We start from the raw sequence: 14,115 nt of genomic DNA on the forward strand, positions 1-14,115 counted from the left end.
AGTGGTCACACTCAGGTCGTGAACCCGTCCTCGGCGTCGCGCTCGTCGAGGACCCACTCCAGTTCCTCGATGGCGCGCAGGATGGCGACCTCGGCCTCGTCCTCCAGTTCTGTCGACGGCGGGTCGTGCTTGTCGTACTCGTTTTGCAGCGCCTCGATGCGGTCCCGAATGGCCTCCTCCGTTTGCATGGTTCGAATGACCGGACCGGCAGGTCTTGATGGTACTGGTCGCGGCGATGTGCGGCCCGACAGCCGCTGGAACCGCCGGAAGCGCGCCGGGCTTACCGGACGACGACGACGGCGCTGTCGGTCTCGGTCATCTCGCCCTCGCCGGAGTAGGTCCGGGACTCCTCGACGGCGAACATCTCGTCGGTGAGCGTGACGCCGGCGACGTGGAGTTCGTCGCCGTCTATCTCGTAGTCGCCGTCCTCGATGGCGGCGTCGATAGCGCCGACCTCGCTCCCGAACTCGGGGCCGACCAGCGAGTAGTCGAGGTCGATGCCGCTGACCGCGGTCGTGATGTCCGGTGCCTCGTCGTAGGTGTCCAGTCGGTCGACGTGCATCGCCTCGGCGACGGCGTCCTCGAAGCCGGCGACGTGGCCGAACACCTCGACGTGGTCGAGGTCGGCGTTCAGCGGCAGACCGTGCTCGGTCTTGTACCGCCGGAGCGCGGAGACGACCTCCATCGCCGTCTCGCCCGCGTCGAGGTCGGCGTCGTAGCCGCCCGCGGTCGGCCAGTCGGTCGTGTGAATCGAGCCGTCCTCGTCGTAGACGCGGTCCCACAGTTCCTCCGTGATGTGGGGCAGGAACGGCGCGAACAGTTGCAGGAAGGTCCGGTGGGCCTGCAGCAGGGTGAACTCCGTCGACGTATCTTCCCCGTCCGAAAGCCGCTGCTTGGCGATTTCGAGGTAGTCGTCACAGAACGTGTTCCAGAAAAAGGAGCGGAGCTCGTTGCGGGCCTTCGAGAACTCGTAGGCCTCGAACTTCGCCGTGACCGACTCGACGGTCGCGTCCAGTTCGGCCAGCAGCCACTCGTCGACCGCGGCGAGGTCGTCCGGTTCGGCGGGTCGCTCCGCCGGAGTGAGCTGGTCGACCAGCCGCGAGGCGTTCCAGAGCTTCTGGAGCAGGCGCTCGCCGGCCTCCAGGTCGCCCTCCTTGTACGGGAAGTCGTCGCCGATGGAGGTCCCGGCGGCCCAGTAGCGGGTGGCGTCGACCGGGAACTGCTCTAGCACCTCGCTGGGCGGGATGACGTTGCCCTTGGACTTGGACATCGCCTCCCGGTTCTCGTCTAGCACCATCCCGTTTATCATCACGTTCTCGAAGGGGACCTCGCCGGTGTGTTCGTAGCACTTGACGACGGTGTGGAACAGCCAGAACGAGATGATGTCGTGGCCCTGCGGGCGCAGGTCGAAGGGGTACAGCTCGGGGTTCTCCCAGGTGAAATCCCCGGCGTCGTCGTCCCAGTCCCAGCCGGCGTTGACGAGCGGCGTCAGCGACGACGTGGCCCACGTGTCGAAGACGTCCTCCTCGGGCGTCAGCGAGCCGTGGCCACACTCGGGACAGCTATCGACCGGCGGGTCGTCCGACAGCGGGTCGACCGGGAGCTGGTCGCGCTCGGCCATCACGGGCTCGCCGCAGTCGTCGCAGTACCACACCGGAATCGGGATGCCCGAGTCGCGCTGGCGGGAGATACACCAGTCCCACTCCAGCCCCTCTATCCAGTGCTCGTAGCGGGTGGCCATCTTCTCGGGGAACCACTCCATCTGGCGGCCGGCCTCGATGTACTCTTCCTTCTTGTCGAGCAGTTCGATGTACCACTGCTCGGTGACGAGGTACTCGACCTCCTCCTCGCAGCGCTCGTGGACCTGAACGGTGTGGTCGTGGTCGCGGCTCTCCAGCAGCGACCCCTCCTCGCGCAGGTCCTCGATGATGGCCTCGCGGGCCTCGGTGGTGTGCAGCCCGGCGTAGTCGCCGGCGAGGTCGGTCATCGTCGCGGACTCGTCGATGGCGAGCCGCAGCGGCAGGTCGTGGGCCTGGTACCACTCGATGTCGTTCTGGTCGCCGAACGTACAGCACATCACGATGCCGCTGCCGGTCTCCATGTCGACGCGCTCGTCGGCGATGACGGGGACCTCCTGCTCGAAGATTGGCACCCGCGCCGTCCCGCCGACGAGGTGCTGATTGTCGTCGTCCTCGGGATGGACGAAGACGGCGACACAGGCCGGCAACAGTTCGGGACGGGTCGTCGAGATGGTGAACGTCGCGTCCTCCTCGGCAGGTCCATCGCCAGTCTCGACGAGGTCGAACGCGATGTCGTTGAACAGCGTCGACTTGTCCTTGTCCTCCTGTTCGACCTGCGAAATCGCGGTTTCGCAGTCGGGACACCAGATGGTCGGCGCACGCTGGCGGTACTCCCGGCCCTGCTCGTAGAGGTCGAGGAAGGACAACTGGGAGACGCGCTGGACGTCCGGCGCGATGGTCTTGTAGGTGTTGTCCCAGTCGACTGAGATGGCGAGCGACTGCACGTCCTGGGTGAACTCGTCCTCGTACTGCGTGCAGACGTCGCGGCACTTCTCCTGGAACTCCCGCCGGGAGAAGTCCTGGTGGCGGATGTCGAGTTCGCGCTCGGTCAGCCGCTCCGAGGCGATGCCGTTGTCGTCGTAGCCGAAGGGGAAGTAGACGGTGTCGTCGGCCATCCGGTGGTAGCGGGCGACGAAGTCCTGGAGCGTGAACTGGTAGAGATGGCCCATGTGGAGGTTCCCCGACACCGTCGGCGGCGGCGTGTCGATGGTGAAGCGGGTGTCGGCGTCCTCGTCGTAGGCGTAGGTCTCGTCGGCGACCCAGCGGTCCTGCCACTCCGGCTCTACCTCGCGGGGGTCGTACTCCCCGTCGAGGGCGTCGGCTGACTGGTCTGCGGTCGATTCCTCCTGCGGTGGGTCCTGTGTATCACTCATGTTCGAACGGTGGGCGGATAGCCCGGATAGCGGTGGACTGCGGCGCGGTTGTCAGCGGTGCGTGCGTCGAGTGGTGGGGGTGGTGTGGGGCGTGGGGACCCCTACACCGACCGGGGCGAGAACCAGCGTCTGGGAGAGTCGACGCACCATCTGGTCAGTACTCGGCCGACGGCGGGATTAACGACTTCGGTTTCCGGTGGCTTCTCGGCAGGGCCACGATGACCACCAACTCAGGTCACGTCAGGTCGGGCTCGCGCCGGTCGCGGTCCTCGGCGGAGTGGGCGCGGACCCACAGCTGTCCGATGCGGGAGAGCGTCGTCCGGTAGGACTTCCCGTGTTCCTCCTGCTCGATGTACCCCTTGCCGCCGGGGCCGAGGCGGTCGACGTTGTAGATGACCTTCGAGCGGAAGGAGTCGGTGTACTCCTCGCCCATGTCCCGGGCCAGTTGCTGGGCCAGTTCGGAGACGGACTCGAACTCGCCGTGCTCGCCCAGCGTGAAGAGGATGACCTCCTCGAAGGGCTTGACGTTCGAGAAGGAGGCGACCGGAAGTTCCACGATGTGGGAGCCGTCGATTTCCTTCGCGCCGATGGTCGTCCCGCGCTCGTCGAACTCCGCCAGCAGGTCCCGCGCGGTTTCGAGTCGCTCGTCGACGCGCTCGTCGACCTCTTCGCCGGTGCGCATGTCCTCCAGCATGTCTATCTGCTTGCGCAGTTCCTCCGCGAGTTCGGTTTCGAGGTACTTCTCGGGGACCGTGTAGTAGGTGTGGATGCGGTCCCGGTCGCCCTCACGCTCGACCATGATGGAGTGGGCGGCGGTGGCGAAGGCGAACGAGACAGTCCGGGGCATCGCGGAGACGTTGACCCACACTTCGCTGCCCGCGTCGAGTTCGGCGTTGATGAGCTCGAAGGCCTGCTCGAAGGCCTCGTCGTAGTCGTACACGTCGGCGACGACGAACCGCTCGGTTTCGGCCCCGAGGAGGTTCTGGTAGTCCTTCTCCAGCTTTTCCGCGAGGTTGCGTGAGTACTCGACGTTGGCCTCGCTGCCGACCGCCCCTTCGAGCAGGATGACGCGGTCCACGTCGAGTTGCTCGCGCACGAGCGGCGCGATGAGCCGGTCGTAGTCGAACCCGACCGGGACGATGTGGGTCTGCATACCTGGTACGGTCGGCTGGTATTTATAAAAAACACCAGTCTTCGGCCCGTCGGCACGCACGCCGGCGCTGGCCGTCGCCGTCCCGTAGCCGGCCGGCGAGCAGCGACGGACTAGGTCCGTCAGCCGTCGGGCCGACGAACGTGGGCTCAATCGTCGAAGACGTGCATCTCGAACTCGTCGCCAGACTCGCGGAGGAGCCGTTCGGTCCCGTCGTGTCGCTGCAGCGAGCCCTCTTCGAGGTGATTGACCGCTTCGATGGTCTCGGGGGTCACCTTCTCGGTCACCTCGAACTCTTCGACGGGGGAGACGACGCCCCACAGCGCACCGGTGGCGTGAAGCACGACGGCCACCGGCGTCAGCAGGAGGAAGACGGGCCAGAGAATCGGGTGTTTCCGGTACGCGACGACGCCGAGGAACATGTACACGAACAGGATGCCGAGCAGCACCGTCGAGACGAGCCCGTACAGTTCGATGCCGGGCGCGGTGCCCGGCAGCAGGTACGACGCGAGAGCCAGCAGCGGCACGAACGGGGAGAAGGCCCAGGCGACCACGCGAGTGAGGTAGAGCGGTCGGTACAGCAGCGGCAGCAGGTAGTCGTCCCTGATGGTCCCGCTCATCCACCGACGGCGTTGTTTGAGCATCGACTTGACCGACGGCGGGGCCTGGTTCCGGAAGCGGCTGTCGACGAGCTGGTACGTGAGGTCGTACTCCCTGGCGGCGCGCCAAATCAGGTTCGTGTCCTCGGTGATAGTCGCCACGTCCCAGCCGAGTTCCTGCTCGATGTCGTGCCGGATAGCGAACCCACCGCCCCACGCGTACAGCGGGTACGAAAGCTGGTGAAACCCGAGCTGTTCGAACTGGTAGCCGGTCCGGAAGACCTCACAGAGATACGTCAGCCGCGAGCCGGTGTATATCGGTTTCTCCGTGAACTGAACGAAGTCGGCGTCCGGCAGGCCGGTGAAGTCGGTGACTATCGTGTCTTCGTCGAGATAGAGCGTGTACTCCCTGTCACAGTCGACGTTGCGCCGCGCCCACTCGACGGCACGCCCCTTGTTCGTCGCCGCACAGGTGAATTCGTCGGGAACGACGTGGACCGTCGCGCCCTCCACAGTGATGTCCGACTCGGCGATGACGCGAACGTCCGTCACCTCGTCCGGTATCGCGTCGACCGTCTGCTGGACGACCGGCGCGGCATCAATCGTCAGGATGCGGACCTGTACGTCGTCGAGTCCCCACACGTCGGTGCTGTCCGGCTTCCACCCGCGCGACAGGACGAACGTCTCGACGCTCCACCAGAGCGACGAGAAGCCGTACACGCCGAGCGCAGCCCACAGCAGTACCGACAGCAGCACCTGGACCGACACGGATTCGACCATCTCCTGTTTACCTCCGTGTTTGCACCTACTATTAGCTGTTCGTTTACGAGATACTATCCAGAAACCACTCGCGCTCGTCAGTTACATTCGTCCCGCCGGTCACGCAGGCCCGGCGAACTGCTTCCCGCGGAGGACTTCTGGCGTTGCTCGTCGAAACTCGGCTACAGTCGGAGCCGTACCGCGGCGCGCCGGCCACAGCCGGGGCTGGGCGACACAGCTGAGCGTCGGGTTCAGGCGACCCACAAAAAACCAGATTCGCGTCCAGCGGCGACGTTACTCGCAGCTCTCGTGGACGATAGCGCCCTCGTCGTTGGGCCCGCGGCGCTCCCCGGGGACGATTGGGTCCTCACAGACCGCGCAGGTCAGCGTGCCGTTAGCGCGGACCTCGGTGGTCGCCGCGTCGTCGGACGCGGCGAAGTCGACGCTCACGTCGGCCGAGTCGTCGGTCGCCGGTTCCTCGTCGGAGTCGCTCGGCGAGAACACGTCGTCGTCATCGGGTTCGCTTGTCGTGTCGATGTCGAACGTGTCGTTGAAGCCGCAGTAGCCCGTCGAGGCGTTGAAGCCCAGGCCGAGCGCGCCGACGCCGGCCAGCAGGCCGCGCTTTCGCTTCCCGCTGCGAAGCCAGCGCACGGAGACGATTGTCAGGACGACTGCAAGCACCGCTCGAAGCAGGCGGTCGCGACCGCCGACGTTCGTATCGGAGTCCATACCGGTACATTGGCCTGGACGCTTTTGTAGGTTTACATGTCGACCGACGGCCGCCGTCCGGTGGTTCCCGCGCCGAACGGCCGGCGAGCGGACCCGGTCGCTTCAGTCGCTCTCGACGCCGGAGACGGCATAGGCGGTGCGGTCCTCGGTCGCGGCGGGGGCGGTCACCAGCGAGACGCCGACCGTCAGCACGAGGCCGACCAGGATGCCCACGACGCCGGGCGTCCAGCCCATGTACGTCGCCGGGAGGGCGACGTCGAGGCCGACCAGTCCCGCAATCGTCGCTACGACCGGGAAGACGTGCAGGCCGTAGAACACCTGACTGCCGACGACGCCGGCGTACATGCCGGAGCGCGTCGTTCCCTGCCAGTACAGCGCGAGCGCGACGGGGACGGTCAGCTGGGCGAAGCCGCTGAATGCGGTGTCGCCTATCTGGACCAGCGTCCCGGGCGTGTAGAGGCTCGCGACGAACGAGAGGGTGGCGAAGGCGACGACGCCGACGCGGGCGACCAACCCCTCACGGCGGTCGGTCCGCTCGTCGCTGGCGTCGCTCCGGCCAGTCAACGGCCGGTAGATGTCCCGGGTCAGGTACGACGACCCCGACAGCAGCATCGAGTCGCTGGAGGACATCATCGCGGCCATCGCCCCGGCGATGACCAGGGCGGTGAACCACGCTGGCGTGTACTCGCCCAGCAGCGCCGGGATGACGTTGCCGCTCTCCGGGACCGTGACCCCGAGGCCGGCCGCCCACGCCCCCAGCATGAACGCCGGGACGAACAGGAGCAGGACCAGCACCGGCCAGAGCGCGAACGTGCGCTTGAGCACCTTCTTGGACCCGGCGGCGAAGAACCGCTGGTTTATCTGCGGGAACATCGTCACGCCGAAGGCGATGCTGACCGCGGTGGAGACGATGTACTGGGGCGTGTAGAGCCCGCCGCCGAGCGCGACGAACGCGGGCGCTTCGGACGCCAGCAGGTCGGTCGCCGCGCCCGCGCCGCCGACGGCCGATAGCACCCACGCGACGGCGACCCAGACCAGCGAGAGCATGAACAGGCCCTGGAGCGTGTCGGTCCAGGCGACGCCGCGCATCCCCGAAAGCGCGACGTAGAGAACCATGAACAGCGTGATACCGCCGGCCCCGACCCAGAACGGGACCGCGCCGTTCGTGAGGCCGACGATGGCCTGCCCGGCCCCTTTCTGCTGGAGCATCACGTAGGGGAACAGCCAGAACAGGCTCACGCCCGCGACGACGACCCGCAGCGCCGTCGAGCCGAAGCGGTCGCCCAGCATCTCCCCCAGCGTGACGTAGCCGTGGCGCTTGCCGACGAGCCACTGCTTGTACCCGAGCACGTACCAGAGGACGGCGAAGATGATGCCGTCCATCAGCCCCATGACGAGTATCCACTCGGGGCCGGCGCTGAACGCGAGGTTCGGGCCGCCGAAGAACGTAAACGCCGACAGCAGCGTCGCGAAGGTGGTAAACAGCAGGACGACCGTCCCGAGCGTCCGGCTGGCGAGGTAGTAGTCCTCGGCGGTCCGGTCGGTCAGCCGGTACGCGACCGCACCGACCGCGAGCGCGACGACCATGTACGCGCCGACGATGCCCAACTGGAGCGCGGTGTCGGCCACGCTACCGCACCTCCTCGACGCCGAGGCCCCAGTCTGTGCGCGCGAAGACGGCGAAGACGACGCTCGCCAGCGCCATCCACCCGATGTGCCACCACAGCCACACCGGCAGCCCGGCCGCGATTGTGCTTGTATCCCAGAGGAACCACGGCACTGCCAGCGCCATCAACACGAGCGCGACGACTGCCCACCCGGCAGCTCTGACGGTACTCATATTACGACAGGCTAGCCGCTGCCGGTACTAATGGGTAACGAACCTTCACCGACTCTCGTTGAAGAACAATCTTCTTCAATACACACGAGTGCCGGGTTCGACCTCCCGCTCGGGGGTCAGGTGGACGACGCCCTCCTCGCTGTCCACGCCGGTCACCAGACACTCGCTCTCGAAGCCGGCGATAGAGACGGTCCCGAGATTGACGACCGCGACGACCTGTGAACCCAGCAGTTCCTCCGGGTCGTATACGTCGGTCAGCCCCGCGGCGGACTGTCGGCGTTCGTCGCCGAAATCGACGTCGAGCTTGTACACGTCCTTGCGCGCTTCGGGGAACGGCTCGACGTCGACTATCTCGCCGATGCGCATCTCCACGTCTTCGAGGAACCGCGCGGGGTCGATTTCGGTTTCCGTGAATCCCATGGGCTCCGGTAGTACGTCCACTTATTTTACGACAGCGTTCGCAGCGACGGTATGCGAACGGCCATTCAGCTCTGGACGCTCCGGGACCTCCGCGAGCCGCTGTCGGACGTACTCGACCGTATCGCGGCCGCTGGCTACGACGGCGTGGAGTTCGCCGGCATCGGCGACCCCGGTGTGTCCCGGCGTGCCCTCGACGAGACGGGGCTGGGTATCGCCGGTGTCCACGTCGGGCTGGACGACTTACAGTCCGACTCCCGCACCGTCGGCAATCAGGTCCGGACGCTCGACGCGCCGTATCTCGTGCTCCCGTACCTCGACGACGACCACTTCGCGAGCGAGAGCGCCGTCGAGTCGACCGCGGCGCTGCTGGAACTGCTCGAGGCGGAGTTCGACCGCCCCCTGCTGTACCACAACCACGACCACGAGTTCGTCCCGCTCGGCGACGGCACCGCCTTCGACGCGCTCCTCGACCGGACGACGGTCGGCGTCGAGTTCGACGCCGGCTGGGCCCACGCGGCGGGCCAGGACCCCGTGACACTGCTCCGGCGACTCGACGGCCGCGTTCCCGTCGTCCACCTCAAGGACATGACCGCGGACGGCGAGCCGACGGCGCTCGGCGAGGGCGTCGTTCCGCTGCAGGCGGTGGTCGACGCGGCCCGCGAGGCCGGGACCGAGTGGCTCGTCTTCGAGCACGACGACCCCGAGAACCCCGTCGACGCCATCCAGGCCGGTATCGACGGCATGCGGCCGCTGCTGGAGTGAGCCGTCGCGGTCGGCACTGCGAGAAGACCTGCGGCGACCCGCAGGGGGCCCGCTCAGGCACCGGCTCGCGTGCGCAAGGTTATTCCGCTGTACTACCCAACATCAGTATAGTGACAGCAGTCCGTCGGGACATCCCGAGACGGGCTGGAAAACAGGACAATCATGCAAGATACGGCGAAATATCTGATACATGCCGACATCACGGCGGCGGGAGTCGTCGAGCGAAGCGACGTCGTCGGCGCGGTGTTCGGCCAGACGGAAGGGCTGCTCGGCGACGAACTGGACCTGCGGGACCTGCAGGACTCGAAGAAGGTCGGTCGCATCGACGTGGAGATACGCTCCGAAGGGGGCCAGTCCTTCGGCGAGATTACCGTCGCGAGCGGCCTCGACAGGGTCGAGACAGCGATTCTCGCCGCGGCACTGGAGACAATCGAACAGGTCGGGCCGTGCCGCGCCGAGATAGAGGTCTCCGAAATCGAGGACGTGCGCAGCGCCAAGCGCCGCGAGGTCGTCGAGCGGGCCACGGAACTGCTGAACGACTTCGAGGAGACGTCCATCCAGACCGCGGACATCGTCGAGACCGTCCGCCAGCAGGTCCGGGTCGCCGACGTGACCGAGTACGAGGGGCTCCCGGCCGGGCCGCGCGTGGCCGACTCCGACGCCATCGTCGTCGTCGAGGGCCGCTCGGACGTGCTGCAACTGCTGAAATACGGCATCAAGAACGCCGTAGCGGTCGAGGGTACGGACGTCCCCGATGCCATCGCGGACCTGACGGCCGGCCGCACGGTGACCTCGTTCCTCGACGGCGACCGCGGCGGCGACCTCATCCTGAAGGAACTCGCGCAGGTCGGCGACGTGGACTACGTCGCGGTCACGCCCAGCGGCAAGTCCGTCGAGGACCTCTCGCGCAGCGAGGTGATGGCGGCGTTGCGGGACAAGGTCCCCTACGAGACGGTCGCAAGCGCACAGAGCCTCGACACCATCCGCGAGGAGCTGTCCCACGCCGGGGAATCGACGACCGCCGACGGCGGTGCCGTGGCGGCCGCGGTGCCGGATGACTCCGTCGACGACCAGCCCGCGCCCGGAGAGGCCGGGTCAGCCGGGGCCGAGACGGCCGGCGAGGCGACGGTGGCGTCCGACGAGTCGAACGCGGCCGCGACGGCGGGCGACGCGACGGACGAGGACGCCGACGAACCGGCCATCCCTTCGCTTTCGGACCACATCGAAGCGGTCGTCAAGGACCACAGCGGGACGGCGCGGCTGGTCGACGAGGACGCGACGCTGCTCGCGGAGGGCGAAGCCGACGACGTCGTCTCGCTGCTTGCGTCGGCCGAGACCGTTCCCAGGACGGTCGTCGTCGACGGCGACTGCACGCAGAAGCTCCTTGACGTGGCCGCCCAGCGCGGCGTCGGCGTCGTCGTCGCCGGCGGGCACGGCGAGTACGTCAAGCAGCCGACCGCCGTCCAGGTCCGCATCGAGGGCTAGAGCTCTCGAACGAGCAACACGCCGTCACCGTCGTCGTAGTGGCCGGGCAGCTCGTCGGCGACCGAGAACCCGAACCCGTCGTAGAAGGAACGGGCCCGCTCGTCGTCCGCGCGGGCGGTGAGCCTGACGGTCTCGAACCCGCCGGCACGGAGCCGGTCGAGCAGGCCGTCCATCAGCGCCGTCCCGAGGCCCTGGCCCTGTTTTTCGGGCGCGATGGCGAACTCCGCCACGTACGCGACCGGGCGGTCCGGCACCACCAGCGCGTAGCCGAGCGGCTCGCCGATGTCGAGGACCAGCACGAGCGGCGGCCCGTTGAGTCCGACGCCGAGCAGTTCCGGCCACGGCTCGTCCAGCGCCTCGGTCTGGATGGCCCGGATGCGGGCCTCGTCCTCGGGACGGCCCTCCCGAATCATAGGAGGCCGACGGCCAGTACGACGCCGGCTCCGGTCAGCGCGGCCGCCAGCGTCGCGAGCATGTTGACGCCCTGGTTGCCGACCACCGAGCCCTCGACGGTTGCGCCCAAGAGGCTGTCGACGGTCATCCCGACCAGGCCACACAGGAGGATGACGCCGCTCCCGACCGTGCTGATGTCCTGGGTGAGCGCGGCGATACCGGCGATGATGCCCGCCCCGACGGCCCCGGCGGCGACGCCCTGCCAGGTGACGCCGCCGTCGGTGCCGGGCTCGACGGGTCTGAGCGTCGTGATGAGCCGCGGGTTGTCGTAGAGCCCGCCGAACTCGCTGGAGAACGTGTCGGTCATCGCGGCGGCGACGGCCCCGGCGAAGGCATAGAAGAACAGCAGCGGATCGACGGCGATGTGGCTCGGGCTCGCCGCCGCGGCGACGACGGCGAACAGCGCGACGATTGAGTTCGCCAGCACGTTCCCGCTCCCGCGTGCCCCCTCGTTTTCCTCCGCGATGCCCCGCTCCAGTTTCTCGTCGTATCGGTACTTCGTCGAGAGGCCGCCGAGCCCGAAGAAGGAAATCAGCATGGCGAACCAGCCGAAACCGCCGAGCACGATGGTCAAAAAGGAGAGGAGGACGCCGGTGAGCATTCCCGGGAGCGACGCGGTGTCGAGCGCGTAGGAGAGATAGCCGAGCAGTACTGTCACGGCCAGGGCGATGACGGCGCGCTGGCCCGTCACCGACGGGTCGAGTTCGAAGAACAGCCACAGCAGGAGGCCGACGGTGAGCATCACCAGCGGGTCGTCCCGCTCGAACAGGACCGAGCGGAGCAGGGCGGCGACGAACGCGCCGCTGGCGGCGAGAAACAGCACGAGCGGGAGGTCGACGGCGACCGCCCCCTCGCCGACGGCGGCCTGAATCCGCGTCCCCAGCACCTGGCCCGCGACGCCGGCGACGAAGCCGACGAGCACGAAGCCCGCGGTTGCGACCACCTCGTCGGAGCGGACGGTGTACGCGAGCCGCTGGCCGAGGTTGCCGTAGGCGACGATGACGACGACGCCGACGAACACCGGCACCGGGAGGCCAAAGCGGACGGCGAGCAACGCGAGGCCGGCGGCGGCGAGCGAGAAGGCCGCCAGCCCGTACAGTTTCCCGTCCTCGTAGTCGCCGGGCCGCGCGAACAGGTCGAACAGCCGCGAGTTCTGGTCGATGGCGGTCACGCCGAGCGCGGCGACGAGGACGAACGGCGCGATAGCGGCGACAGTCGCGAGTTCGAGCGAGCGAAAGCCCGTCGCGGCCGGGACGACGACCGCGAGGGTCCCCACCGCGGCGAACGCGCCTGCCCGACGGACTGTGCCAGTCACGTGCCACCGGTATCCCCGAGAGGCACTTACCCTTTCCGAACTGCGGAGGGCGGTACCGTGGGATTTACTGTGGCCGTCGGCATACCGGCGGACGTGGGGTTGTACGACCGCTATCTCGCGATGCGCGTCCGACGTAGCGACGCCGACCTGCCCGAGACGGTCGCGCTGGTAATCACGGAGCGTGACCTGCTGGGCGACGGTGCCTACCGGACGCTCGAACGCTTCTTCGACTGGGCGGTCCAGTACGGCACCGACACGGTCGTCGTCTACGTGAGCGTCCTCGACGAGGAGGCGATTCCGACGCTCCAGCGCGAACTCGAAAGCGTCACCGCGCCGCGGGAGATAGCGGTCAGAGTCCCGGACGACGAGACGACGGCCGACGCCCCGATTCAGATTTCAATCGGCCTGGGCGGGCAGTCCGAGTTCGCGACGGCCGTCCAGAAACTCGCGGCGGACGTCGACGCCGGCGAACTCGACCCGGCGGACATCGACGAGACCGCGGTCGAGGAACACCTCGTCTTCCCGACCGACCCGGACCTGGTCATCAAGACCGGGGCCGAGCGGCTCTCCGATTTCATGATATGGCAGTCCGTCTACTCGGAGCTGTATTTCACCGACGTGAACTGGCAGAACTTCCGGCTGCGGGACTACCTGCGGGCGCTGCGTGACTACCAGGACCGCCAGCGGCGCTTTGGCCGGTAATCAGTCCGCGAGGTCGTACTCCTCGTCGAGCTGTTCGCGTTCGGCGTTGGGGAGCGCGTCACGGAACCGCCCGAGCATCCGCTTTGCCGTCGGCAGCTCCGACTGCTCGATGGCACGCACAAGCGCGAGCGAGCGCTCGGCGCGGGTCGTCCGCCAGGACTGCTCGCGGTTTTGGTAGGTCCGAATCGCCCGGAGGAAGTCGACCTTCCGGAACTCGGGCCAGTAGGGGGTACAGAAGAACGTCGCGGCCTCGTTGCCGTTGGCGTGCCAGGGGAGGAAGTTCGAGGTGCGCTCGTCGCCGCCGGTCCGGACGATGAGGTCGACGTCGCGGGTCGGCCCCTCGTAGAGCCGTTCCTCGATAGTCTCCGCGGAGACGTCGGACGGGTCCAGCGCGCCGTCCTCGACGGCGGTGGCGACGTCGCGGGCCGCGCCGAGCAGTTCGGCCCGGCCGCCGTAGGCCAGCGCGACGTTGAGGTTGAGCTGGTCGTACTGTGCGGTTCGGCCCTCCGCGTAGTCGATGGCCTCCTGGACCCGCTCGGGGAGCATCTCCGTCTCGCCGATGGCGCGGATGCACACGCCGGCCTCGTGGACCCGGTCGGCGTCGGCGAAGGTCCGGAGCTTCTGCTCGACGAGGTCGAAGATGTGCTCCCGCTCCGCGGGGTCGCGGTCGAAGTTCTCCGTCGAGAACGCGTACAGCGTCACCTCCCTGACGTCGAGTTCGTCACACCAGTTCAGGAGCGCCTCGGTCGTCTCGGCCCCCTCCCGGTGACCCTCCTGTTTCTCGGCCCCCTGTTTCTCGGCGTACCGCCGGTTCCCGTCCTGAATGACGGCGACGTGGTCCGGCGTTCCCGACAGTTCCCACTTGAGCAGCCGCTCGTAGGCCGCGTAACCCAGTCGCTTCCCCCTCGATAGCATCATCGTATACATTTCAACCACTCAATAAGGGCT

General features: G+C 67.6%; 14 protein-coding genes. 3 read left to right on the forward strand and 11 right to left on the reverse strand.

What is annotated here, in order from left to right:
* Nucleotides 1-11: 11 nt before the first annotated feature.
* The 8 genes from VI123_RS05430 to VI123_RS05465 all read right to left on the reverse strand — a co-directional run bounded on the left by VI123_RS05430 (nt 12) and on the right by VI123_RS05465 (nt 8,450).
* Entirely contained in the window at nt 12-188 is a 177-nt protein-coding gene (locus VI123_RS05430; RefSeq protein ID WP_336337027.1) for a hypothetical protein, read from the reverse strand.
* Between the two features lie 92 nt (nt 189-280).
* Nucleotides 281-2,953 carry a valine--tRNA ligase gene (locus tag VI123_RS05435; protein WP_336337028.1) on the reverse strand — a complete coding sequence of 891 codons (2,673 nt, stop codon included), beginning with the start codon at nt 2,951-2,953 and terminating at the stop codon, nt 281-283.
* Nucleotides 2,954-3,188: 235 nt separating this feature from the next.
* Nucleotides 3,189-4,106 (reverse strand): HFX_2341 family transcriptional regulator, encoded by a 918-nt coding sequence (locus VI123_RS05440; RefSeq protein ID WP_336337029.1) that lies wholly within the window; start codon nt 4,104-4,106, stop codon nt 3,189-3,191.
* Between the two features lie 146 nt (nt 4,107-4,252).
* A complete protein-coding gene (locus tag VI123_RS05445) occupies nt 4,253-5,482 on the reverse strand; it encodes a glycosyltransferase family 2 protein (RefSeq protein ID WP_336337030.1) in 1,230 nt (409 codons plus the stop codon).
* A gap of 273 nt (nt 5,483-5,755) precedes the next feature.
* Nucleotides 5,756-6,190 carry a YgaP family membrane protein gene (locus tag VI123_RS05450; protein WP_336337031.1) on the reverse strand — a complete coding sequence of 145 codons (435 nt, stop codon included), beginning with the start codon at nt 6,188-6,190 and terminating at the stop codon, nt 5,756-5,758.
* Between the two features lie 102 nt (nt 6,191-6,292).
* On the reverse strand, nt 6,293-7,819 hold the full coding sequence (locus VI123_RS05455) for a sodium:solute symporter family protein (protein WP_336337032.1): 1,527 nt from the start codon (nt 7,817-7,819) through the stop codon (nt 6,293-6,295).
* 1 nt (nt 7,820) lies between these two features.
* Nucleotides 7,821-8,030 (reverse strand): DUF3311 domain-containing protein, encoded by a 210-nt coding sequence (locus VI123_RS05460; RefSeq protein WP_336337033.1) that lies wholly within the window; start codon nt 8,028-8,030, stop codon nt 7,821-7,823.
* A gap of 75 nt (nt 8,031-8,105) precedes the next feature.
* Complete coding sequence (locus VI123_RS05465; RefSeq protein ID WP_336337034.1) at nt 8,106-8,450, reverse strand: tRNA-binding protein; 345 nt, start codon at nt 8,448-8,450, stop codon at nt 8,106-8,108.
* A 51-nt stretch (nt 8,451-8,501) separates the two neighbouring features.
* On the opposite strand from VI123_RS05465, the gene VI123_RS05470 reads away from it, so the two are divergent.
* Together VI123_RS05470 and dnaG are read left to right on the forward strand one after the other, a co-directional pair.
* A complete protein-coding gene (locus VI123_RS05470) occupies nt 8,502-9,212 on the forward strand; it encodes a sugar phosphate isomerase/epimerase family protein (RefSeq protein ID WP_336337035.1) in 711 nt (236 codons plus the stop codon).
* A 162-nt stretch (nt 9,213-9,374) separates the two neighbouring features.
* Nucleotides 9,375-10,697, forward strand: coding sequence for a DNA primase DnaG (gene dnaG, locus VI123_RS05475; protein ID WP_336337036.1), 1,323 nt, complete (start codon nt 9,375-9,377; stop codon nt 10,695-10,697).
* Here dnaG and VI123_RS05480 read toward each other — a convergent pair.
* Nucleotides 10,694-11,110 (reverse strand): GNAT family N-acetyltransferase, encoded by a 417-nt coding sequence (locus VI123_RS05480; protein ID WP_336337037.1) that lies wholly within the window; start codon nt 11,108-11,110, stop codon nt 10,694-10,696. The two genes, dnaG and VI123_RS05480, sit on opposite strands and share 4 nt — an antisense overlap.
* On the reverse strand, nt 11,107-12,465 hold the full coding sequence (locus VI123_RS05485; protein ID WP_336337038.1) for a DUF92 domain-containing protein: 1,359 nt from the start codon (nt 12,463-12,465) through the stop codon (nt 11,107-11,109). The genes VI123_RS05480 and VI123_RS05485 overlap by 4 nt, the downstream gene beginning before the upstream one ends.
* A gap of 93 nt (nt 12,466-12,558) precedes the next feature.
* On the opposite strand from VI123_RS05485, the gene VI123_RS05490 reads away from it, so the two are divergent.
* On the forward strand, nt 12,559-13,167 hold the full coding sequence (locus tag VI123_RS05490; RefSeq protein WP_336337379.1) for an undecaprenyl diphosphate synthase family protein: 609 nt from the start codon (nt 12,559-12,561) through the stop codon (nt 13,165-13,167).
* On the opposite strand, the gene uppS is transcribed toward VI123_RS05490, so the two are convergent.
* Nucleotides 13,168-14,094: a polyprenyl diphosphate synthase gene (gene uppS, locus VI123_RS05495; RefSeq protein WP_336337039.1), complete on the reverse strand. Its 927-nt coding sequence runs from the start codon at nt 14,092-14,094 to the stop codon at nt 13,168-13,170.
* Nucleotides 14,095-14,115: the final 21 nt, after the last annotated feature.

This window comes from Haloarcula sp. DT43, assembly GCF_037078405.1.
Taxonomy (GTDB): Archaea; Halobacteriota; Halobacteria; order Halobacteriales; family Haloarculaceae; genus Haloarcula; species Haloarcula brevis.